Source organism: Paenibacillus paludis (assembly GCF_042610515.1).
GTDB lineage: Bacteria > Bacillota > Bacilli > Paenibacillales > Paenibacillaceae > Paenibacillus_AQ.
Genome location: NZ_JBGJZP010000001.1, coordinates 1 through 24,396 on the forward strand (window position 1 = coordinate 1; position 24,396 = coordinate 24,396).

20 protein-coding genes are annotated in these 24,396 nt (G+C 48.1%); 16 read left to right on the forward strand and 4 right to left on the reverse strand.

Annotation, left to right across the window (positions count from 1 at the left end; genetic code table 11):
- Window positions 1-134: 134 nt before the first annotated feature.
- The 3 genes from ACAN56_RS00005 to ACAN56_RS00015 form a co-directional block, all read right to left on the reverse strand.
- Window positions 135-1,202, reverse strand: coding sequence for a HAMP domain-containing sensor histidine kinase (locus tag ACAN56_RS00005; RefSeq protein ID WP_379139543.1), 1,068 nt, complete (start codon window positions 1,200-1,202; stop codon window positions 135-137).
- Complete coding sequence (locus ACAN56_RS00010; protein WP_038591972.1) at window positions 1,199-1,870, reverse strand: response regulator transcription factor; 672 nt, start codon at window positions 1,868-1,870, stop codon at window positions 1,199-1,201. Before ACAN56_RS00010 ends, ACAN56_RS00005 begins: the two co-directional genes overlap by 4 nt.
- A gap of 173 nt (window positions 1,871-2,043) precedes the next feature.
- Window positions 2,044-3,969, reverse strand: coding sequence for a PAS domain S-box protein (locus ACAN56_RS00015; protein WP_379139546.1), 1,926 nt, complete (start codon window positions 3,967-3,969; stop codon window positions 2,044-2,046).
- A gap of 141 nt (window positions 3,970-4,110) precedes the next feature.
- On the opposite strand from ACAN56_RS00015, the gene ACAN56_RS00020 reads away from it, so the two are divergent.
- Window positions 4,111-4,650, forward strand: coding sequence for a GNAT family N-acetyltransferase (locus ACAN56_RS00020; RefSeq protein ID WP_038591975.1), 540 nt, complete (start codon window positions 4,111-4,113; stop codon window positions 4,648-4,650).
- Between the two features lie 151 nt (window positions 4,651-4,801).
- On the opposite strand, the gene ACAN56_RS00025 is transcribed toward ACAN56_RS00020, so the two are convergent.
- Complete coding sequence (locus ACAN56_RS00025; protein WP_379139548.1) at window positions 4,802-5,818, reverse strand: CapA family protein; 1,017 nt, start codon at window positions 5,816-5,818, stop codon at window positions 4,802-4,804.
- A 305-nt stretch (window positions 5,819-6,123) separates the two neighbouring features.
- Here ACAN56_RS00025 and ACAN56_RS00030 point away from each other — a divergent pair, with 305 nt between their 5' ends.
- From ACAN56_RS00030 to ACAN56_RS00100, 15 genes are all read left to right on the forward strand, one after another.
- Complete coding sequence (locus tag ACAN56_RS00030; protein WP_379139550.1) at window positions 6,124-7,362, forward strand: FprA family A-type flavoprotein; 1,239 nt, start codon at window positions 6,124-6,126, stop codon at window positions 7,360-7,362.
- Between the two features lie 16 nt (window positions 7,363-7,378).
- Window positions 7,379-8,593 carry an NAD(P)/FAD-dependent oxidoreductase gene (locus ACAN56_RS00035; RefSeq protein ID WP_379139552.1) on the forward strand — a complete coding sequence of 405 codons (1,215 nt, stop codon included), beginning with the start codon at window positions 7,379-7,381 and terminating at the stop codon, window positions 8,591-8,593.
- A 28-nt stretch (window positions 8,594-8,621) separates the two neighbouring features.
- A complete protein-coding gene (rd, locus tag ACAN56_RS00040) occupies window positions 8,622-8,804 on the forward strand; it encodes a rubredoxin (protein WP_038591984.1) in 183 nt (60 codons plus the stop codon).
- Between the two features lie 46 nt (window positions 8,805-8,850).
- Window positions 8,851-9,561 carry a Crp/Fnr family transcriptional regulator gene (locus ACAN56_RS00045; RefSeq protein WP_052092084.1) on the forward strand — a complete coding sequence of 237 codons (711 nt, stop codon included), beginning with the start codon at window positions 8,851-8,853 and terminating at the stop codon, window positions 9,559-9,561.
- 158 nt (window positions 9,562-9,719) lie between these two features.
- Window positions 9,720-11,081 carry an extracellular solute-binding protein gene (locus tag ACAN56_RS00050; RefSeq protein WP_379139554.1) on the forward strand — a complete coding sequence of 454 codons (1,362 nt, stop codon included), beginning with the start codon at window positions 9,720-9,722 and terminating at the stop codon, window positions 11,079-11,081.
- Window positions 11,082-11,302: 221 nt separating this feature from the next.
- Window positions 11,303-12,379, forward strand: coding sequence for an SGNH/GDSL hydrolase family protein (locus ACAN56_RS00055; RefSeq protein WP_379139556.1), 1,077 nt, complete (start codon window positions 11,303-11,305; stop codon window positions 12,377-12,379).
- Window positions 12,380-12,384: 5 nt separating this feature from the next.
- Window positions 12,385-13,941, forward strand: a complete 1,557-nt coding sequence (locus ACAN56_RS00060) for an extracellular solute-binding protein (protein WP_379139558.1) — start codon at window positions 12,385-12,387, stop codon at window positions 13,939-13,941.
- A 39-nt stretch (window positions 13,942-13,980) separates the two neighbouring features.
- Window positions 13,981-16,452, forward strand: coding sequence for an alpha/beta hydrolase fold domain-containing protein (locus ACAN56_RS00065; protein ID WP_379139560.1), 2,472 nt, complete (start codon window positions 13,981-13,983; stop codon window positions 16,450-16,452).
- A gap of 103 nt (window positions 16,453-16,555) precedes the next feature.
- Window positions 16,556-16,762, forward strand: a complete 207-nt coding sequence (locus ACAN56_RS00070; RefSeq protein WP_341093199.1) for a tautomerase family protein — start codon at window positions 16,556-16,558, stop codon at window positions 16,760-16,762.
- Window positions 16,752-17,708, forward strand: coding sequence for an ABC transporter permease (locus ACAN56_RS00075; RefSeq protein ID WP_379139563.1), 957 nt, complete (start codon window positions 16,752-16,754; stop codon window positions 17,706-17,708). The genes ACAN56_RS00070 and ACAN56_RS00075 overlap by 11 nt, the downstream gene beginning before the upstream one ends.
- A 21-nt stretch (window positions 17,709-17,729) precedes the next feature.
- On the forward strand, window positions 17,730-18,614 hold the full coding sequence (locus ACAN56_RS00080) for a carbohydrate ABC transporter permease (RefSeq protein ID WP_341093201.1): 885 nt from the start codon (window positions 17,730-17,732) through the stop codon (window positions 18,612-18,614).
- A gap of 65 nt (window positions 18,615-18,679) precedes the next feature.
- Complete coding sequence (locus ACAN56_RS00085) at window positions 18,680-19,711, forward strand: response regulator transcription factor (protein ID WP_379139566.1); 1,032 nt, start codon at window positions 18,680-18,682, stop codon at window positions 19,709-19,711.
- Entirely contained in the window at window positions 19,711-21,507 is a 1,797-nt protein-coding gene (locus tag ACAN56_RS00090; RefSeq protein ID WP_379139568.1) for a cache domain-containing sensor histidine kinase, read from the forward strand. The genes ACAN56_RS00085 and ACAN56_RS00090 overlap by 1 nt, the downstream gene beginning before the upstream one ends.
- A gap of 46 nt (window positions 21,508-21,553) precedes the next feature.
- On the forward strand, window positions 21,554-22,315 hold the full coding sequence (locus ACAN56_RS00095; protein ID WP_379139570.1) for an SDR family NAD(P)-dependent oxidoreductase: 762 nt from the start codon (window positions 21,554-21,556) through the stop codon (window positions 22,313-22,315).
- Window positions 22,312-24,396 (forward strand): heparinase II/III domain-containing protein, encoded by a 2,085-nt coding sequence (locus ACAN56_RS00100; RefSeq protein ID WP_379139572.1) that lies wholly within the window; start codon window positions 22,312-22,314, stop codon window positions 24,394-24,396. Before ACAN56_RS00095 ends, ACAN56_RS00100 begins: the two co-directional genes overlap by 4 nt.

Below are 24,396 nucleotides of genomic sequence, written 5' to 3' on the forward strand. Positions count from 1 at the left end.
AACTGCGGGAACGCAGGGATCGCTTGCCCATAAGAGGAGGTTGCTCCTCTGTTCGCAAGAATCCACCCCTTCAAGCGTCAGCTAAGTGGTGGAGATTCAATCGATCTTATCCATTCAATCGCATGGGGAAGAGCTTACTTCTCCACTTTCAATTTGACTGTGAATGTTGTACCCTGGTCGGGCTCACTCCTAACCGTTATGGCACCGCCCACCAGTTCAATGACCCGCAGCGAAAGAGCAAGTCCAAGGCCGTTTCCCTCCCCGGAGTGGGAAGTATCTCCCTGATAGAATTTATCGAAAATATGCTTCATCGTTTCTTCGTCCATGCCGCAGCCAGTGTCTGCTACCGTAACCGTAATCGTATCTTTATCTGAAGTCTGCGATAAGGTGATCGTTCCGCCGGGGGCTGTAAATTTCAGCGCATTGGAGAGAAGATTAAGCCACACGATCTCAAGCATACTTTCATCTGCACGAATGATGGCACGGTCCTCTATGTCCGCCGCAAATTCGATATTCTTCGCTTCCCAGGAATTTTCAAAAGTAAGGGCGCAATCGCATAGCTGTCTGCACAGATCATAGGGTTCGGCAACGTGATTAATCTCCTGATTATCCAATTTGTTCAGCTTCAGAATATTGATCACCAGCGTCGTTAATTTTTGGGAGGCCGAAATGATTGTATCCGTATATTCTGTACGAAGTTTCGGCGACAGATCAACCTTTTGCAGCGCCATAGCGTAACTATGAATGACGGATAGGGGGGTTTTGATTTCATGCGACACATTGGATATGAAATCGTTTTTGAGTGTTTCGATGCTGCCGAGCTCTTCAACCATCTTGTTAAAATCCTCGAACATTACGTCCACATAATCCTTCTTATCCGCTCTATGGAGTGGTTCCAGATAGACAGAAAAATCGCCTTCCGCTACCTGTTTTGCGGCCTCGCTGAGTTTTCTCATGGGCTTATCAAAGGTTTTGTACTTCTGCCTTGCGGTGAAAAGGCAGAAGATGAGGGCAACGATGATCCAATATCCCGTGATCCCGAAGATGTATTGCGGTGGAACGTTTTCTACGGAAAGATAGGCATCGTAGATCAGCGCTTGCCCTGCGGTCAGCGTGGACAGCACAATAAAGGTCCAGAAAAACTCTTTCCATGAAAAATGCTGCGATTTGAGCCGGAGCTTCTCTTTCTTTATCTTCCTCATTGCAGCACTGCCTTGTAACCAAGTCCATGAACCGTCATGATCTTGAAATCCTCACAGCAGGAGAACTTGTCCCGAAGTTTAACAATATATACATCCACGGCACGCAGGCTTGTTTCGCTGCCAATGCCCCAAAATTCATCCATAAGCTGGGCACGGGAAAAGGTATGTTTGGGATAGGAAAGCATCTTGTAGAGTATGTTGAATTCCCGTAGCGTCACCGAAATTTCCTCACCGTTTACCGTTGCGGTCATCTCATCTGCGTCCATCATAAGACTTCCTACCGCCAGTTTCTTTTCATGAGCAATATTCGCCCGTCGAAGCAGAGCACCCACACGCATTACCAGTTCGTCCATATTGACCGGTTTGACCATGTAATCGTCAATCCCTGCACGAAACCCTTTTTGTTTCGAGGAAATATCGTCACGGGCGGTAACAAAAAGAATAGGGATAGTCTTGTTAATAGCCCTGACCGTTTCCACAAATTCAAAGCCATCAATCTCCGGCATCATAACGTCTGAGATGATAAGGTCGTACAGACTGTTATACATCAAATCATATGCCTCGCGTGGGTTTAAACACCCTTTAGCATCGTATCCGTTATCACACAGATAGGTGCAAATAATTTGATTGAGCTTTATATCATCCTCCACAACAAGGATATTGACCATGAAAAAACCATCCTTTCTAAGGAAACTAAAATTAGTATAAGAGTCAAATGTTAAAAAAATGTTTGGATGGAGGGATGAACGAAAAAACCCCTCCAAGTATAACAGTAATGTGATGCTTTTTACTGTCTACCTAAAGGGGATAATGTAATATCACTCAGAAATAATGCTTATCATTATCTGTTCACAAGCTCGTTAATTAGCTTCAGGATGACTTCCCGCTTAATAGGCTTGCTGACATACTCGTCCATCCCGGCAGCAAGACATTTTTCCCGATCACCTTTCAAAGCATTGGCTGTGACTGCGATAATCGGCGGACAGTTCTCCTTGTGTTCTTCTCTTATCAACTTCACCGCATCGAAGCCGTTCATAATCGGCATGTGCAGATCCATTAAAATAAGATCAAACTTTTCTTTGTTTGCTGCTTCAACTGCATCTATTCCGTTTGTGACAGTAGTGATTCTATGACCTATTTTTTCAAGTGTTTTGGTTAACACCAGTTGGTTGATGTAATTGTCTTCAGCAAGCAAAATGTTAATTTCCCGTGTATTAGGGTGCTTGTACAAGGAAGACTCTTGAGCGGGTACTGCCGCTGTTTTCTTGGGCTTGATGGTGAAGGAGAAAGACGAGCCACTCTTGCCGTCACTCTCCGCGTATATCTCGCCGCCCATCATATCGATGATTCTGCGGCTGATCGCAAGGCCCAGACCAGTGCCTTCGTGATTGCGCGTCATAAAGCTGTCAATCTGCGCAAACGGTTCAAAAATGTCATTCAGCCGCATAGGATCAATCCCAATGCCCGTATCAGTTACCGTAAAGGCCAACTTTGTCGGATCTTCCTTTAGCAGCTTCACTTTTACCGATATGCTGCCCTTGGAGGTGAACTTCACGGAATTGCCGAGCAGGTTCAGGAGGACCTGTTTCAAACGGTCGCGATCTCCGTAGATATAGTCCGGAACATCATGATTTATAGTACTGGAGAGCTCAATTTGCTTTTGATCGGCTTTCATGGAAATGACGGCGAAGCTGTCCTTGATGCATTTGCGAAGATCGAATGAATCCTCTTGCAGTTCTGTCCGGCCTGCCTCGATTTTTGAAAGATCAAGAATATCATTGATGATATTGAGCAGCGTTTCCCCGCTTTTGCGGATGATCTCTACATAGCCCCGTTGCTCTTCATCAAGGTTAGTAGTCTCAAGCAGAATATCCGTCATGCCGACTACCCCATTCATAGGGGTGCGGATTTCGTGGCTCATCATCGCAAGAAACTCACTTTTCGCTCTGTTCGTAGACTCGGCAGCCTCTTTTGCAAGCAACAACTGCCGCTGTTCAGAGATGTCCTTACAGATGAGGTAGAATCCGATATTTTGATTACTCACATAAATCGGTGCAATACTGGTGAGCACTTCAACAATCTGGCCACTCTTGGTTCTAAGCGCATTAATGTGCTGTTCAACCGAATCATCGTACAGCGCTCTTTTCAGAATCTTCTGGACATTCTCGTGGCCAATTAGACTCGAAAGCTCCATCCCGATCAGATCGGCCTCTATGGAGTAGCCTGTGATCTTTTCCGCCATACTGTTGGCGTTAATAATTCGGCCGTCTAGGCCAAAGGAAATCACGGTGTCATGGTTGTATTTTTTGAGTGACGTATACCGCTCAACTGATTCCTGAAGGCGCTGCTCGGATTCTTTTTGCTTGGTGATGTCAATGATTTGGCAAATGTAATACAATGCCTGGTCCGCCTCATCACTGAAAAGCTTGAGAGAAAGCAACCCCCACAAGTCGTCTTCATTTTTTGAAATAAACCGTTTTTCGAGCTGTACGTTGGTTCCGTCACCCATGAGCGCCTTGAGCTGGTGTATAGTTCTAAAATCATCATCGGGATGGGAAAGGTTTTCCAACCTCATGCCGTCAAATTCTGCAGTGGAATAGCCAAAGATCTGTTCAATGGCGGGGTTAACAGTTAAAATCACACCTTCTGGCCCAACAAGGGCGATGCCAAAGGAGGCGTGATCAATGACCTGTTGGTTGAATCGTTCCTGGTTCAGGTTTACGCGATGCATGGCGGCCTCCATAGGATAAGGTAATGTGTGCGTCAAAAATAGACCTCCTATATGGAAGGCCTGAATCTAGTGAAATGAATATAACTCCGAAATTGAATTACCCGATTGATTTTTTATTGAAACAGGAAGAAAATTGAAAATACCCGTAACATAATTTCAAGCTAGGAGATGATTAGAATGTACAATCAAGCCAAAAGAACGCTTACTACCGGACGATTGATTTTAAGACCCTTTAAAGAATCTGATGCACAACGAGTCAGTGAGCTCTGCAATAATTACAATATTTATAAAAGTACATTAACTCTACCTTATCCATACTCCATTGATTGTGCATTATCATGGATTCAAACACAAGAGGTTAATTTTAACAATAATAAATCCTATGAGTTCGCCATTACTGACAAAAATACATATGAGCTTTATGGAGCTATCGGCCTGTCCAATAACCAAACACACAAAAATGGCGAACTCGGGTATTGGATAGGTGAGGAATACTGGGGTAAAGGATATGCGACAGAAGCAACAAAAGCTATCCTTGAGTTTGCCTTCACAGAAAAGCATTACCATAAAGTGTACGCGAGATTTTTTGCTTCAAATCCAGGCTCTGGACGGGTTATGCAGAAATCGGGCATGGTGAAGGAAGGTGTTTTATTGCAGCATGTCTATAAAGAAAATAAATTTGTAGACCTTATTCATTATGGAATTATTAACACTTGAGGGTGAGCTTTTTTTATATACAAATGACCAATTGAAACAGCGGCAGCCATGGACGAGTGATACAGTCCTGGACTACCGCTGTTTAGATTATAACGATGGCTATCAGCATATCCGGAATGTTACAGACGAAACTGTTCATTATAAAACGGCTCTACCCCCGCTTTAAGATAGTCTCCGTATGCTTCAACATACCAGTTAAGGCATTTCGCTTCCCCGTGTTTAAATCAGCGGCATTCCGCTTTAACGCATCGCGGATGGGGATGACCTCTGTCATTTTTCTGCCGCTTTTCTCTTTACGAACTACGCAGGTCGGGATGTAATCGACGTTAGTGATACTTGTGTTTCCTTTTTGATCCTTTTTGATTTTAAGAGTAAGAATGATACTGCTTTGGGTATAAGGAATATTCATGAGTTTAGTCGAAACAAAATTACCCAGCGAATAGATAACGAATTGTTTCTTTCCCCGAACAGCTAACGGTTGAAGAACATGCGGGTGAGATCCCAGGATGATGTCCGCGCCATTTTTAAAGAAGAGGTTGACCAGCTGCTTTTGCCGCTTGTTTGGAGTGTACTTATATTCGTTTCCGAAATGCAGATAAAGCAAGACCAGGTCGGCTTTCTTTTTTATATTTCGAATTTCTCGGATGATTTTATCGGTTTCTATCCGATTGACCAGCCATGGCTGACTCGCCGGTACAGGAATCCTGTTGGTTCCTGCCGTGTAAGAGAGAATTCCGATCGTAATCCCTTTTACGTTTTTGATAAGAGTTTTCTTGGATTCTTCTAATGACTTAGATGTTCCGGTATGGTCGATTCCAGTATGGTCCAGAACTTTTAACGTGCGAATCAGACCCTGTGTACCATAATCCATGCAGTGATTGTTCGCAGTTACTAATACATCGAATCCGGCTTCCTTAAGTGCCGGGGCCAATTCGTCTGGGCACTTGAATATCGGACCGCTTGAACGCAGACTTTTCCGGCTATCCCGCCCGCTTCCGGCAAAGGTGGTTTCGAGATTGCCAATCGTCAAATCAGCCTGTTTCAGATAAGGAGCAACTTTTGCGAACAGGGGGCCGAACGAATAGGTACCGTCAGCTTGTTTAGCATCTGAAATAATATGACGTTTGACCATAAGGTCTCCTACAGCATTTATTTGTATTTCCGTCATCGTTATCCACCTTTTTATTGTTTTGATTAGGATATGGCGGAGGGGGGGTATGGGTTATTAATATTCACATCAGAACAAGGGCTGTTTCCGGGACATCGAAAGCTCGGAAAGAGGCTTTATTTTTTCTTTTTTATACAAAATGTGACCCTACGCATAATCACTTCATTTAAATCGTCTAAATTTAAGGTACACGAATTTTATCTCAAACTTTCAGAATTTGATTCAAATCCTCTTTTTTGTTTGGCGGCCATAATAGAATATGGTTATTGATAAACATTATCAACCAAACATTGGAGGTTAACGAAATGAGTACACAGTTCAAAAAAATCGCCGAGGATACTTTCTGGATAGGCAAAATTGATAACCGTCAGGTTCCCTTTCACCGCCTGGTTCTGTCAAAAGGAACGACCTATAACTCATACCTGTTAAAAACAGGCAAGCCGACCGTCATTGATACCGTAGATATGGAATTCGGACGTGAATATGCCGAGTGTCTGGGTGAAATGATTGATCTTCTGGATATTCATTACATCGTAATTAACCATACAGAGCCTGATCACTCCGGTGGACTGGCGGCTCTTGCTGGCAAGGCTGCAAATGCCACAATTGTATGCACCGAAATTGCCGTACCGGAATTGCAGGAAATGTACAAGCTTCATAGCCGGAACTTCCTGGTGGTTAAAGACGGAGATAAGCTGGATATCGGAGGAAAGACACTTCTGTTTAAAGAAACACCGTACCTTCACACTGCTGAAACGATGATAACCTATTGTATCGAAGATCAAATCTTATTTCCTTGCGATATCTTCAGCACGCATGTTGCGGTGGAGAATCTGTTCAGCGATGAAGCCGGTTTTGATATCACGGAAGATTTCCAGGGTTATTACGCCGCCATTATTCATCCTCACAGACGATATGTAAGAACACTGCTGGAGGCTGTCAAGGATATTGAAATCCGGATGATCGCTCCTTCCCACGGATTTGTGATCCGGGAGGACATCCGTAAATATATCGAAATGTACGCCACGTTGAGCCGCGAAACCACTCAAGGAAAAAAGGCAGCCATTGTATATACCACCATCAAAAACAGCACCAAGAAGATGGCCAAAATTATACAAGACTGCTTGCAGGAAAATAATATTGCGACAGAGGTCTGGGATGCGGATAAAAGCAACGCAGCCGATATTCTGAACAGCATTGCGTCAGCCGATGCGGTCTTTATCGGCAGCTCCACTAAATACGCGGACATGATCGGGAACCTGGAGAACATTCTGAAAGAAATGCAAAACATGAATCTGGAAGGCAAGCTTGCTGCAGCCTTTGGCTCATACGGCTGGAGCGGTGAAGCCATTGAAGTCATTCAGGATTATCTGAACGGAACCAACATGACGGTACAAAGTACTTCTGAGGTGATTAAATCCACAGGGATGACACATGTGGAGTTCCCTTTAAGAATCAGATTTTCCCCTAAAGAGAATGAGAAAGTACAAAAAATTAAAAATGCGGCTGAATTTGTATCGGATTTGCTGCTGAGTTCATTTTAGGGAGGAGGATTATAGGATGACAAAACATTACGTTATTGTCGGCGGCGGAGTAGCCGCCGTCCATGCCGCCAAAGCGATCCGTGATCAAGACGCAGAATCGGAAATCTCGATCCTCGGAGAGGAAGACCAACTGCCCTACAACCGGATTAAACTGACCAAAGGCCTGTTTACCGACCTGCACAGTGAGAAGGTGCTGATCAAGAAGGAAAAATGGTATCGCGATAATCGGATATCCGTAAAGACCTCTACCCGAATCAGTTCTGTCCACCCGGACCGGCAGCTGGTGGAGACAGAAGACGGGCAAAGTGTATCGTATCACAAGCTCCTGTTGTGTATGGGAGCAAGGAACCGCGCTCTACCGATTGAGGGTGCGGGCCTAAACAATGTTCATACCCTCCGTGATATGAACGACGCGGACCGGCTGAAAGACAGCCTGCAGGATGGCAGCCGTGTAGCCGTAATCGGCGGAGGAGTACAGGGAATCGAAACCGCTTGGGCGCTGCATGAAGCAGGATATCAGGTAACGGTGATCGAAGCATTTCACCGTCTGATGGGCAGACAGCTTGATGAGAAATCCTCACAGCTGCTTAAGGACACCCTCGAACGATCAGGTGTTAAGGTTATTCTGCAATCAGGGGTGGCATCTATTACAGGGTCAGAGTTTGTTACCGGAATTACGCTGGATGATCAGTCATATTTCTCCTGTGACCATGTAGTTTACTCTATAGGTATCGTACCGAACACGGCGCTGGTAAATGGCTCGAATATTCTAGTCCGGCAGGGCATTCTCGTAAATGAACAAATGCAAACAAGTGATCCGCATGTGTACGCAGCCGGAGATGTTGCTGAAATTAACGGGCATGTGGAAGGACTGTGGGGCGGAGCGATCGAGCAGGGCCGGATTGCCGGCAATAATATGGCCGCCAATCTCACTGTTTATCGTAGAGCTGTTCCAGTGACCTTGTTTAACGCTTTTGGCCTCTCTCTATTTTCAATAGGCAACGTTGATGAACGGCAATGTGACATGATAGTGTGTGGAGAAGAAAATGGAGCGCATACGCTCATCTATGTGAAAGATAACACAATTACCGGGGCGATATCCTGGCAAGGCGCAGCTGCGTCCCTGGTATATAAAGCCGCTGTCGAGCAAGGCATCACGCTTACGGGGATTGATCTCAACGGGAGCAATATCGTGGAAATTATGGCTGAAGTACAAACCAGATTGAACTAAACTACCAACTTTTTAGGAGATGATAATGATGAAGAAATACATCTGTCAACCCTGCGGCTATATCTATGATCCGGCAATAGGCGATCCCGATGAGGATGTGGCTGCAGGTACAGCATTTGAAGACTTGCCTGAAGATTGGGTTTGTCCGGTATGTGGTGAGGATACAAGCCACTTTGCGCCGGTTGAGGACAAAAAGTCTTCTGCTTCCTAAAAAGAAGCAGGAGTTGTAAAAAAAATGAACAAAAGGGGGGACAGTTATGAATGAGCATTCTTGCCAACACGCTGCAGAACCTTGTACCCGCAAGGTGCCGATTTTTGCTGCGTTGAGCGATGACGATCTCTCCCGGATCAGCGCCATGATCAAGCACCGTAAGTTCACTAAAGGTCAACCGTTAATTCTGGAAGGGGCGCCGTCGGATACGCTGTACATCATTCAGCGGGGGCATGTTAAATTATCCAAAACAACTCCTGAAGGCAAGGAACAAATTCTGCACATCCTGACGAACGGGGATTTCTTCGGGGAACTGAGCATATTTAACAGCGATGAGCTGAGCAACTTCAGTGCTTATGCGCTGAAAGAAACCAATATTTGCATGCTGACCCGAACCGATATGGAGCAGCTAATGACTGATAATCCGGATATTTCGCTTAGGCTGTTGAAGAGTGTTACCAAAAGACTAGCCCATACAGAAAATCTGGCGCAAAGCCTGGCAACCAAAGATCCGGAAATACGGATTGCTTACATGATCATGGAACTCAGCGACAAATATGGCAAGCAACGTGGTGATCATATTCATATTGACCTTCCGCTGTCTCGTGAAGAACTGGCCAGTTATGTCGGGGTCACCCGCGAAACTATTAGCAGAAAATTCTCAAGGTTCGAAGATTCGGGTCTTATTGAGCTGATTGGAAACAAGCAGATGGTTATTACAGATCCGGCTGGTTTGGAGAGTTATATGGGGTATTAAGATATGGAGCAAGCTCCGATACTTGTCGTTCTCAGAGGATTTCAGTATGATGAATACTGTATAACTTGTCCCTATGGGCTCGATTAATCGGAAGATGGCGAGGAACCCCAATGCAGAAAAGGAATAGCAGGAAATTTTTCCGTATTCGGTTAGAGGAAATGATTCAAACCTTGCGGCATGAAATTCGTTCCGGGAGTATTGCAATCGGCAGTTATCTCACTTCGGAGAGCGACCTGGAGGTGCGCTTCGGACTTAGCAACGCTTCCGTGCGCAACGGGCTCAAGGTGCTGGTGGACGAAGGCTTAATTGAGAAAATCCCTCGTGTTGGCAATCGGGTACTCTCTCCGGTGCCGGAGGGCAGAACGGCGATCAAGTTCGGATATGTGAACACGATCCCAAAGCTTGTAGAGATGCAAGAGCTTCTGAATGAGTTCGGCAAGCGGTATCCGCATATCGAAGTTCAGCCGATCGAGTTGTCTTCAGGAAACTACTCATCATCGCTAAAGGAACATTTGCAATCGGAAATCATGGATGTCGTACTGATGAACAATAATAATTATCAGGATTTTGTGGAGCAAGGCTGTACGGAGCTGCTGGAGCCGCTGGACGAGCAGCCGGACACCTACCGTTTTCTTTCCGATCCGTTCCGGTATGGTGACCGTAATCGCGTTCGGCCCTTTATTTATTCTCCAGTCGTGCTTTGTTATAATAAACACCATTTTAAGGAAGCCGGCGTATCACCGCCTGACAGCAGCTGGACCTGGGATGATTTGTTCGCTTACGGTCGGAAGGTAGCTGAGGGTCAGGATTGGTACGGATTTTATTTTTATTTGCCTTCCCGCAACCGGTGGCCGTTGTTCCTGCTTCAGAGCGGCACGACGTTTGAGGCAGAACAGGACGGCGAAGGAAAATTCCGGCTCAGTGGCTCTAAGCTAATCGACAGTTTAGGTACCATTCGAAAGCTGATCGGCATGAAAGATGTATTTCCAGCTGTACTGTCCGAGAGCGACGCCGATGCGGAAGCGTTATTCTTGCAAGGCAAAGTATCCATGATTATGACGACTTATTACTTCTTGAATCAATTGCGTCATTCCGATCTGGCATTCGATATTGCCCCGCTGCCCAGGCTGCAAAATGCCAATACGCTGCTGATCATAAACGGGCTGGCGGTTAACAGCAAATCGCAGAATAAGGATGCTGCCATGCTTCTCGTCGATTTTCTCACCTCGCATGAGGCGCAACTGCTCCTTCGGCGCAAGACGCTGAATATTGCAGCCAACCGTTTGGCGATGGAATGGGAAGGCGAGGAAGCCGGTTATCGTCCGGCCCGCTTTCAGTTATACCGCGAGATCTTTCCCACCTATCGTCTGGTCACGGAGCTGGGCTTAAGCAACCGCCAGTTAAAAGACATTCAGCGTGATATCATGATGTTTGTTTCTGGCTTGCTGAATAACGATGAGTTATGCGGCAGGTTAGAGGAAACATTGAACACGATGGATCAGGAGACTCCGCTCTCTTGAGTAGTGCATTGTGATTTGAAAATTCCGGCACAGGTTCAGTTCTGAACCTGTGCTTTTTGCTTTGTTGAATTATTTGTTCACCAACAATTACTAACTCATAAAAGACTCATATAAAACATAAATACATATTGACTACGCTTACATTGTTATTATATGATTCTTTAGAAGTCAGATATGAGTTAATGCTGACTCATAATCATTAAGGTGGTGTAGCTGCAACGATGGAGAAGGACGGAGTTTATTTTCACAATGTTTCGGAGCTGGTACATAAACCCTATCAATCCGGATTGCACCTGCAGCGTTTTCCGCAGCAAGTGCGTACCGGTTTGTCAGAGAAAGGACGGAGCAAGGCCATACAATCGAACGGCTGTGAATTGCGGTTTGTCACCGAATCCAAACATGTCAGAGTGACCGTCGGCTCGAATGATAGCAATGGCCGCGTCGTGGTATGCAGAGGGGATTTTTTTCATTCCCAGCATTTACTGCAAGCCGGTACGGTAACCACCCTGCATTTGGAGCAGCCGGAACGTTTCGCGGAGGTGCCGAGCGAGCGGCTGAATCAGTCTGGATTTTCCTCTAATGTGTGGCGTTTGCATTTTGACCGCTTCGGGGCTGTCTTCTATGATGTGGATGCATTTGGCTGCGAAGTGCGCGTGCCAACTCCAGAGGAGGTACCGAAGCTTACGATGCTGGCATACGGATCTTCCATCAGTCAGAGTGCGGGATCCACGCATCATTTCAACGGATACTTGCAGCAGACGGCGCGCAGACTCGGCGTGGATGTGCTTAACCTTGCACTCAGCGGATCCTGTTACTGCGAGAACGTTGTTGCCGATCATCTGGCGGAACGCGAGGATTGGGATTTCCTGTTTCTGGAGCTTGGTGTCAATATGCGCGCAGTCGTGTCTCCTGAGGAATTCAAGCGCAGGGTGTCTTACCTGCTGGACCGGGTTATCGGACACCATCCCGGCAAACCTGTTTTTGTCACTACGATTTACCCGAATCGAGCAACTTATTTTCTTGATACAAGTCATCTTCTTCATGTCCAAGAGGGGATTTTTAACGAAGCGCTGCTCCATTGCTTTGAAAGCAGTAAACATCCGCAGCTGCATCTGCTGGATGGCGCAGCGATTATGCGCGATCTTACATCGCTCACGTCCGATCTGATTCATCCTTCGGATTACGGACACACGCTGATGAGTGAGCAATTAGCAAAGCTGCTGCAGCCGGTGATCGAGCCGCTCCAAACTTCAAGTCATTCTAGTGCCGCTGACCAAAATTTTGTAACAGGGAGTTGATGGACATGAAACGTTGGATGCTTACCGTGGTGGGAGTTTCATTATTAGCCGCCTCTATGAACGGATGTTCCACTTCAAATAAGGGAGGAGAGGAACAAGCAGGGGAGAGTCCGGGAAAAAACACTGCTTTCTCCATATCGTTCCGGAGCGGAAACATTTCGTATGCAGACAATCATCCGAATATCAATGATGACAAATGGGTTAAAAAGCTGGAGGAGCTTACCCATACAGATCTTAACATCCGTTTGATGCAGCAGAAAAATTTTGACTCGCAAATGATCCAAATGTTCGCGATCAACGACATTCCGGATGTCGTTCAAGCAAGCTCCGGGCTGACGAATCCCCAACTGGCCGGTTCCGTGGAGGCCGGAGTATTCATGCCCCTTAATGAATTGCTTGAGAAGTATGGGCAAGACCTGCTCAAGAAGGTTCCGAAGGAGGCTTGGGAAAAGGAGACCGATGCGAAAGGCAACATCTACGCGATTCCCGAATGGCTGTCCAATCCGTCACGCCGGGCGACTTGGATTCGTGAGGATCTTCTGGAAAAAACGGGGCTGCCAGAGCCGAAAACAGTGGACGACTTCCTGAACGTCATGCGTGCCTTTAAGAAGATGGGTGTGGAGAATCCTTATATGGGCCGGGAGGACTTTGTATATTCGGATATGTTCTTCGGGTCTTACGATACCTTTGGCAATTTCTTTATGAAACAAGGGGAACAAATCGTACCGAAATTCATGGATATCGAGAATATGCAAAAGACGATTCAAACCTACAAGACAATGTTCGACGAAGGACTGATCAACAAGGAATTCGTCACGATTAATCCCACGAAATTCAAGAACGATATCCTCTCAGGCAAAGCGGGCATCTGGAACATGAATGCCAATCTTTTGATCCAATGGGACCAACAGCTAAAGGAACAGGTACCTACCGCGAAAATGAAACTGATCGCCTCGCCGACAGGGCCGGATGGGAAGGGTGGACTTCGCCTTGTCGGTACGGTGCCGAGAGCCTATTTAATCAACAAGAATGCGAAGGACCCTGCCGGAATCGTCAAGTTTTTCAACTGGATGGTCAGTGACGAAGCGGAAAAGTTCTTTACCTTCGGGATTGAAGGGGAAAATTATACGGTTGAGAACGGCAATATTAACTACAATAGACCGAAAACCGCCGATGAGGTCGACGAGGAAACGTTCCGACAAATCCTGCTGTGGTTCGTACAGGATACAACCTACAATAAAGGCGCGCTCAGCCTCACCCCTGAAGGAAAAGACTTGATGAAGCTCTACGATACGGTACTTGCGAGGGAGGGCCGCGACGGGATTCAATTCGAACCCCAGGTGCAAGGCTACCAGAAAAACCCGGATATTACTCCAGGGGGAGATAAACTGCCGCCCGTCATATTGACGCATGTGATCAATATGGTGTACGGCAAGGAGCCAATTTCTGATTATCCGAAGGTGGTGGAGGAATGGCTGCAGAAAGGGGGGAGTGATGTCGTCAAGGAAGCAACAGAACGTTTTAACAACAACGACGGTGTCATTTTGTCCCGGCAACAATAAGCGTTGATAATACCTATACCTTGTCAGGGAGGAATTTATTTGAGAAACGGACTGCACAGGAAAGCTTTTCGATTCGGAACAAGAGTACTGTTGGCCTTGACTTTGTTATGTCCCCCTCTTGAATTGCAAGCGCTTACTCAGGTGCATGCAGAAACACCGGTGCCAATCCCTCCACCGGCTGAACCTCAGCCGTTTCCGGTTCCGGAGGGCGTTGAGCTGTATGAAGATGTGCTGATTGGAAATGCTGGAACGCGTCCGATTTATACTTCGATAGCCGTACCGAAGACCACGCCTAATGCACCGGTGCCGGTGATGGTATACATCCATGGGGGAGGCTGGAACCACAGAGACCGGAAGCAAGCCCTTGCCAGCATCTGCAGCTATGTGACCAAGCGGGGATACATCGGAGTTTCACTGGATTACCGGTTAACCCCGGAAGCTCCGTTTCCGGCGCAAATTCAGGACGTGAAGCTGGCAATTCGTTATTTGCGCGCACATGCAGCAGAATATCATCTGGACCCTAGTCGAATCGGTGTATGGGGTACGTCCGCAGGCGGTCATCTTGCCTCGCTGCTCGGTACGACAGGGCAGATCACTTCAGGTGAGACGATCACACTGGATACAGGACATGTCGTAAACGTTCCGGATTTGGGCGGGAATGGCGGTTGGCAGCAATATTCCGATCAAGTCCAAGCCGTTGTTGATATGTACGGACCAGCGGATTTCACCACAAACTTCGCCAATAGCTACAAATCCGTGAAAGCACTTTTAGGCGGAAATAACGCCTTCTCTGTGCCGGACCAAGCGCGGCTGGCCATGCCCGGCACTTATGCCTCACCGGACGATCCGCCTTTTTTTATCCGCCATGGTGATGCCGATGCGACGATCCCATACACAGATAGCGTTACGTTCTCCAATCAATTGAAGGATGCAGGCGTGAAAGTGGTCGATGTCAAAATCGTGCTAAAACAAGGACACGGCTTCACCGGCGAGGCGGCTGAGCAGGCAAGCGCCGAGGCGTGGGCCTTTTTGGATCAATATGTGAAGAACCGTATCACAACAACACCTCCGGGTGATGTAACCAGTATTCCGAACTTTACGCCGGGTCCGCCTCGGGAACCGGTCACGTTCACAGCTCCGGGATTAACCGAAGCTGACGGAACAGTGCATCCGGTTCATTCTCCGCATGTGACAACCGGCCGTGTCCTGAATGTGCTGAACTATCATGCCGATCCCGCTGATAACGATGCAGACGACGGCCTTGCCATTCAAGCTGCCATAAACAGCGCCCAGCCCGGTGACGAAGTCTATTTACCGTCCGGGGTTTATAATTTGAACTCGACACTAGATACCCTTGTCAATTTGAAGCTCAAGTCTGGTGTGAATCTTCGCGGCGAAAATCAATCCGCAACCATTCTCAAAACGTCACTCAACAAGATGAAAAACAGTTCGCTTATGAAAGTATCCGGTCAGCATGATCTGTCCATTTCCAATCTCACCCTAACTTCCACCTGGAAGGGTGTCTACCGGACAGATCATAAAGTGAACAATCCGGACGCCGGCGGTCCCGACAGTATGATCACCATCGCGAATTTTGGCGAGCTTCCGTCATACAACATCACGGTTGATGGGGTTACTGTTGAGAAGTATTCACGTATGGGCGTGCGTATCGACAACAGCCGTGATATTGTCGTACGCCGCAGTACGTTCCGCAACGCGACGGATGTAGGTCCTGGCGGTGCCGGCTACGGCGTGTCGATTCAGGGCATAGCCAAACAGGATCGTAACGGATACGATAACGACACCCTCTGGAATGTTGTCGAGGACTCCCGTTTCGAAGGGCCTTATTTGCGGCATGGCGCGCTGATCCAATTTGTCGCACATAACAATGTCCTGCGAGACAATCAGTTTACGAATACAAAGCTGGATGCCATCGATCTGCACGGGGAACTCGAATATTTGAACGAGATATACGGCAATGTGATCAGCGATATTCCTTACGGCGCTGCGGTCGGACTGGGAAACACCGGCGGAACAGCACCCAGTAATCACAGTAAGACAGGACCACGCAACTATATCCATGACAATACGATTCGCAATACAAGAGAAGGAATAAATGTAACTATGGGTACCCCGGATACAGTCATCGAGCGCAATCTGATTGAAAATACAAGCGGTATAGAGGATGCCAAGGGCATTCGGGTTTTGAATGGTCCGGGCACGATCATCAAGGAGAATGTCATTCGCAATAATACATCATCGAATTATTGGGCTGTATCGCTTGAGCATGATCCCGGCGACAGCAAAGCAAATAATATCGGAGAAGGTGACCCGCAGAATGTTCAGTTAATCGGGAATTCGCTGACCGGCAATACGAACGGCATACGGCTTCTTGCGGGAACCGGGATCACCCTGCAGGCAAATCTCGTTGACAGCGTAAGTCTCAATTATTTCAAAAGCGAACATGTGGTGGTAGAAGGCTGGCCTTCAAACAACGTAGCTAACCCCTAAAGAAAACACAAGTACACTCACAGAAACCCCATATTGCAAGCGCTTTATTGTAGGTAGAATAAGGATAGATTCAATCACTATTCGAGGAAATGGAGGAAAGACGATGCCACATATTGAGATCAGAATGTACGAAGGCCGAACGCGTGAGCAGAAGGAGGAGATAGTCACTGTATTCACGCGGGAGCTATCCCGGATTATTGAACGGGAGGAACGGTTCATCACCGTCGAATTTGAGGAAATTCCCCTAGATGAGAATGCTCCGGCAAACCTGTTGAAAACAGGACCTGGAGGAAACGGTCATGAAGGCTAAGTTAACTGCGGTAGACCTTATTAACTACAAGGCCGATACGAAAAAGTCCCTGCTTTTAAACATGTGGAAATTCAGAGCGCTGTACGTGATCGCGATTCCCGGGATTTTGTACTTTATCATTTTCAAGTATGTGCCGTTGGCCGGTTCAGTTATTGCGTTTCAGAACTACAACATTTTTAAAGGCTTCACAGGCAGTGAGTGGGTGGGACTTGAGCACTTTAGAACCATGTTTCAATACCAGGATTTCGGACGGATCTTAAGCAACACGATTCTGCTGGGCTTGTATGATCTCCTATTCGCCTTCCCGGCTCCGATATTGCTTGCGCTCCTGCTGAATGAAATCCGTCTTGTGTTTTACAAACGTTTTTTGCAAACAGTGGTGTATATGCCCCATTTTCTGTCCTGGGTAATTGTCAGCGGAATCGCCTTGGGCATTCTCTCCCCAGGAACAGGGATCGTGAACCAGGTTTTACAGGCCTTCGGGTTTGAACCGATTTATTTTCTTGGTGAAAATTCATACATTCGCACGATTCTGATCAGTTCCGGCATTTGGCGGGATTCCGGGTACGGTACGATCATTTACCTGGCCGCATTGGCAGGAATCAACCCGGATCTGTATGAGGCTGCAGAAGTAGACGGAGCCGGGCGCTGGAAGCAAACCATGGCGATTACGCTCCCGTCTCTTATACCGACAATTATGATTTTGTTCCTTCTCCATATCGGGAGATTTCTTGATCTTGGCTTCGAGCGGGTCTGGGTATTCCTGAACGCGCTTAATACCGGGAACGGGGAGATTCTGGACACTTATATCTATAAGGCGGGGCTGCTGTCTCAGCAATACAGCTATACAACAGCAGTGGGGCTATTCAAGTCGGTAGTGGGACTCATTCTGGTGCTCATCGGCAACATTTTGAGCAAGAAAACAACCGGTGAATCGCTGTATTAATCGCTCTTTATGGAGGTAGGGATGATGAGAGTACGCTACACTCGCGGCCAGAATCTATTTAATGTGTTTAATCTTTTGTTTCTGACAGCCCTTGCTTTGGCTATGTTTCTGCCGTTTCTGAATGTGATTGCCCAGTCCTTCAGCAGCTCCGAAGCAATTATTAATGGCAGGGTAGGCTTGCTGCCCAAGGATTTTACGGCGATCAATTATCAGTACGTCTTCAGCGATCACTCCATTTGGCGGGCGTTCGGTGTCTCCGTCTATATTACGGTGTTGGGCACTGCCATCAATCTGATTGCGACAGCTTCTCTCGCTTATCCGGTGTCGCGTCCGGAATTCGTAGGGCGTAAATACATCGTCATGATGGTATTATTCACCATGGTATTCAGTGCCCCCCTAATTCCGAACTTTATTCTGATTAAGAATTTGGGGCTTATGAACTCCCTATGGGCACTCATGATTCCCGGCGCCATCAGCGCATTTAACTTCTTCGTGATGAGAAGCTTCTTCATGCAGCTGCCGCAGGAACTGATTGACTCCTCCCGGATCGACGGGTGCGGCGAGCTGCGGATCATCGTCAGTATGGTACTGCCGCTGTCCAAACCGGTCATGGCCTCATTGGGGATTTTCTACGCCGTCGGGCATTGGAACACTTACATGAGCGCGCTGTATTACATCAACAAACCGTCCTTATGGCCTCTGCAGGTGATGCTGAAGAAGCTCTTCGAGACGGACGATATCAGCATCGACCCGGCTTCTTCGGTCTATAGCTCTCTGGCACACACCTCGCCTGAGGGCATCAAAATGGCCGTTATTATTGTCGCAACTATTCCGATTATCATGATTTATCCGTTTCTTCAGCGCCATTTCGTTAAAGGAATGATGGTCGGCTCCGTGAAATCCTGATCTATTATAATGTGATAGAATAGGAAACGCATGTAGCGAGACGAATCGGAAGGTGGTATCCATGGATGAGATGTGTATTGATCGTAGACGACGAGCCCATGATTCGAAAGGGACTTTCTATCATGATCTCTCAATGCGGCGGGCATCCGTATAACATCAAGCTGGCCCAGAATGGAGAAGAGGCAATTCAGCTCATTATGGAGGAAGCGCCGGATTTTCTGTTTACAGATATCCGTATGCCTAAGGTAGACGGACTGGAGCTGTGCCGGCGATTGTCGGAGATGGAGACGGATATTCAGACCGTTGTCATCTCGGGCTATGGGGATTTTGAATACGCCCGCCAATGCGTGTCTTATGGAGTGAAAGAATATCTCCTGAAGCCCGTAAGCAAAGGGGGCCTTCAAAATGTGATCGCCAAGTTAGAGGCGAATAGAGTGAAGCTGGAGAGCTTTGTCTCTGTCGCCAAGCTCGATGAATGGGTCGTGCGTATGGATGATGCCATCTGGACCTTGGATAAAGAGAAGCTTCACCTTGTATTAAAGGAATGGGAAACGGACTTCCTCCAGCGGAAGATGAGCCGAAGCCAGCAAAAAGAACTTCTGGAAGAGGGCTACACTTTGCTCGTGAAGAGGCTCCATATCAATTCGGTCACACCCCGTAAAAGCGTGCTGGACTTGTCCGCAGCATCCGGACCTGATCAGTTATTCCACTGCTTCGCAGAAGCGTCGGCAGCTATAATGGAAGAGCTTCGGATCAAGCGCAAGGGCAAGGCGAAGGACCCGATAGAGGAAGCTAAAGCTTTCATAGAAAAACATCTCGCCCAGGAAGTATCACTGGAGGAGGTGGCGGAGGTGCTTGGACTGAATGCCTCTTACTTCAGCCAGTTGTTTAAGCACTCGACAGGAGAAACCTTTGTACACTACCGCATTAAACGCAGAATGGAGAAGGCCAAAAGGCTGCTTGCCGATGCAAGCTATCGGATAACCGATATTTCCTATGAGGTCGGGTATGCGGACCACCCCCATTTTACGAAGACGTTCAAAAAGTTCACAGGGCAGGCTCCCTCCGAGTACCGCAACCGGCTGGGAATTGATTGATGAGAAAGAGCCTGTCGAACAAGCTGTTTGCCTCATTTCTGACCGTCATCGTTCTATCCTTGGCCATGGTAGGATTTATCTCTTATTTTCAGGCTTCGGCTGAGCTTGATAAATCTTCGGAGAAGTCCATTGCCCAAGTGATCAGGAGCGCGTCCTATCAAACGGACCTGTATTTGCAAAATTATGAAAAGGCCAGCGATTCCATCCTGTCCTACAATCAGGTCAAACGGTTCCTGGATATGGACCCGGAGGACAGCTACTCTTATTATCAATATACAAATGACATACAGAAGGATTTATTTCGATCTTTATTCATTCTTTATCCTCAGATTAACCTGATGTACGTTATTGGTGAACACGGCAAGGCCATTAGCGACGATAACTCATATCAGGCGTATAGCCTGAAGTTCCATCCGCTGGAACGCTACCGGTTCTTAAGCGAGCACACGCCGGAGAGCGGCCGCATCACCATTCTCAACACAAATGTGATGAATGAAGGGGATCAGAACATTATAACGATGGTCCGCCGGATCAGAGGGATCTCGTCCTATCACCCCAAAGGCATAGTGGCTATCGAATTCAAGGCAGAAGACCTGGCCCGTATATGGGAACCTCTTGATCTGGGACAAGGCGGGTCCTTCTTTATCATGGACGAATTCGGCAAACTCCTATATCAGCCCGAAGGAAATGAGAACCATCCAGGGTTATCTGCCGGTCACATCCGAAATGTATTTCAGCACCCTAATGACTCTGTTGTGGAGAAGGTAGACGGGAAAGAGTATTTGTTCGTGTCGAGAAAATCCGATTATTCCAAATGGCAGCTTGTGGTATCCATACCGGTTGGCGAGCTGCGCAAGCCGATCTCCACCATTCGTACGACCACGCTGGTTGTAGGAGTTCTCACCCTTATAGGTACTTTGTTGCTTGCCACCTGGTTCGGACGATCCATCACGAAGCCGATCCTGATTCTCAAGGAAGGCATGAGGCAGACGGAAAAAGGCAATTGGCGCAGGCTTGAGATGAACGGCCGTCAGGATGAGCTGGGGGGATTGATGCATAGCTACAATCTTATGGTGTCCCGGCTGTCCGAAATGATCGAGCGGGTATATGAAGCGGAGCTTACAACCCAGAAGGAGGCATTGGAGCGTCATCAGGCTGAATTTCAGGCACTTCAGCTGCAGATTAACCCGCACTATCTGTATAACACGTTAGAAACTATTAAATGCTACGCCGTTGTACAAGATTCGGACGAAATTACAGAAATAGTGGAGGCCATGGCGTTCATGCTTCGTTACTCCATCCAGACCAATCTGGAGGAGATTACGATTGCCAATGAGCTTAATCATGTACTGAGCTACATGACGATTCTCAAGCACCGGAACGGCAGGGAGTTCGAAATTGATGTTGTGATTCCGCCGACGCTGCTGCTGGCCAAGATGGTCAGGCTGACGCTTCAGCCTTTGATTGAAAATATTTTTCAGCATGCGTTTCCCGATGGGATTGAAGATAGGCATTATATTCGTATCGACGCCAGGATAGAAGGGGACAGGTTTCTCGTTCTCGTAGAGGATAACGGAGCAGGGATGTCCCGGGAACGGCTAGATAAACTCCGCGAGAAGCTGAACCTGAACCAGCTGGCGGATACGGAAGGCGACTCTCTCTATCATCGAGGTGGGATCGGGCTGATGAACGTCCACCGGAGAATCCAAATGGTATTCGGAGAACAGTATGGGTTAAGCGTCGAAAGTGAGGAGAATGAAGGAACACGGATGATCTTATCCATGCCTGCGGAGTGAAAATACGGATGATTAAGAAAAAAACTACTACTTGGAGGAATATGTAATGAAAATTGATTTGACTGGTAAAATCGCGCTGGTTACAGGGTCCAATGCAGGGATAGGCCGGCAAATTCTAGAGACGCTTGCAGCTTCCGGCGCCAAAGTCGCCGTAAACTATCTGTACGGTTCTTCGGAGGAAACGGTCGAAGCCGTCCGCCAGGCTGGAGGAGAAGCTTATGCATTTCAGGCGGATGTCACAAATCCAGCCCAGCTGGACAATATGGTGAAGGAAATAGAGGCGCAATTCGGCGGAACCATCGATATCCTCGTCAACAATGCCGGAGGTATGGTCAAGCGGGTTCCCAATACCGAAATGGACGAAGAACATTACAACAAGGTGATGGACGTCAATTTTAAATCATGCGTGTTTGCCTGCAAAGCGGTTGCAGCGGGAATGATCGCTAAGAAAAGCGGGAAAATCATCAATGTATCCTCTCTCGCGGCTCATGACGGCGGAGGACCGGGCGCTTCCATCTATGCAGCAGGCAAAGCGGCGGTATGGTCTTATACCAAAGGACTTGCCAAAGAGCTCAGTCCTCACGGGATTAATGTAAACGCTATCTCTCCCGGATTTATCGGTCAGACCGCATTCCATGCCACCTTTACTGCAGATGCGGCAAGACAGGCGACAATTGCGAAGATTCCATTGGGCCGGGAAGGCGCACCGCAGGATGTGAGTAACGTGACACTCTTCCTAGCTTCAGAGCTGTCGGATTATCTGACTGGCGAAATCATTGAAATTAACGGAGGCTTGTTCATGCGATGATGAACCTTAAGGAGAAAGCAGACACTTTTTCCTGGGTTGGCCCTGTGGTGGATAAATTGAAGAGGGAGCTGGACTTTTTCCGGGGAGAAGAGATTCGGCTTCCGGCAGAACCCGGCGGCTGGTGGCACCAATATGTGTGCCCCCGGCATCATACCGAGCTGATCTTTGATGCTGCGGAGCAGGACGCGTTTGTCTTTACTTGCCCGCAAGGCTGCAAGCTGGAAGGCGAGCCTTACCGGGGAGCCTGGCTGGTATACCGGCATCAGGCGATAGCGCGTTACGCACTGCAGGCTGCCGCGGTATTCGCCGCAGACGGGGAAGACTTCTATAGAGGCTTGGCCCAGAGGATTCTTGTCGGATATGCGGAGCAGTTCCCGCTGTATCCGGTTCATCCCGATGCCCAACCCTGGATGCTTAGCGGCCGTGCCTTTCATCAGGCGCTGACGGAAGCGATCTGGTCCACCACACTTATTCGGGCCTATCTGCTTCTTGTGGACCATGGAGTAACGTTCACGGAAGAGGAAGAGTTGAAACTGCAGGTGTTCTTCATGATGCTGGAGGAGAGCATGGAGCAATACCGTCACATTCTCATTCACGAGAAGAAGAATGCAGAGAACAATTATACCGCATGGCTGAACGCCAGCCTGGCCTGTGTATATGCCGCCAAAGGTACCCGGGAAAAACTCGGTTCCCTGCTGGAGGGGGAAGGCGGTTTCTATCATCATCTGACTATCGGCGTCAAGCCGGACGGCTTTGAATTTGAAGGCAGCACGTACTACCATATTTTTGTACTGCGGGCTTACCTCATAGCAGCCGAGATGGTCGGACGCTTCGGGGTTGAGCTATATGATGCCAAAGGAGCGCAGGGACAATCCATCCGCGGTATGTTTCAGCTGCTGGTCGAGCTTAGCGGAGACAACGGGGAGCTTCCAGCAGTGCATGATGGTCCTTATGCACGTGTTCCTTTCGCGCGGGAAATCGTTGAAGTGCTTGAAATAGGGTGTACGGCTTACAAAGACCCCACCTTCCAGCCTATACTGGCGAATGCTTACCGGTATTTATACGGACAGGAAGAGCGGAGCGGTCTGGAGGCGGTGCTGTATGGAGAAGGAGAGCGTAAGGTGCTTCATTCCGCCTCCCGGGCAAGGGCTTCTACCCTGCTGCCGGATTCGGGCTTCGCCGTGCTCCGTCATCCGGGCAACCCGCTGTCCGTACTGGCAGACTTCGGTGAGCATGGCGGATCTCATGGGCATTATGACAAGCTTCATATCACGATTATGCACCGTTTGGGAGAGGTTGCTCCCGAGCTGGGCATGGTTCCTTACGGTTCTATTTTGCGCAAGGAATGGTATGCCGAAACCGCGAGTCATAACACGGTCACCATCGGAGGCTGCTCTCAAGCAGCCCATACCGGCAGCTGCAGGAAATTTCGGCAGGAAAGCGATGATACGTACTTATGGATTCGCTCGGATGGTGCCTATGAAGGAACGGTTCTCGACCGGCATCTTTTGTTGACTGACGGTTGGCTGCTGGACTGGTTTCATGTTGAGCAGGCAACGGACCGGAAGCAGGATCAGGAGGTGGACTTATGGTTACATCCAACAGGAGATTTGCTGTTACCGGTGGAGTCCCGCCGCATCCGGAAGGACTCCCCGGCAGTCCTCGGACAGGAAGCGGGCTACGGTTCGGTAGAGGTACTGTCCGTACTGCAGAATGAGACGGACTGTGCATTAAGCGCCGGGTGGAGCAGCTGTTATGATGGAGTGGGCCACGCTGCGGATTATGAAGTCTCCGCGTGTACTCTGCTGGCACCCGGCTCCATTCTGCATGAAATCCGCACACCGGGTGTTGCTGAAGACCCGAGCAGTCTGATCCGAGGCATCATGCTTCGGCACAGAGGCACGTCGGTTGATTTTATTACAGTTTATCGGGCCGGTCATGAATCTGCTTCACTAAAGCTTGTGAGTCAGGCGGGTGAAGAGGCCCGAATCCAGATAGAAACAAACGGGCAAAGAGTCATCTACTGCCTGAATCCCAAAATGGGACTGATTCAGGAAGAGTCCCTGAATACGGAGGAGTAG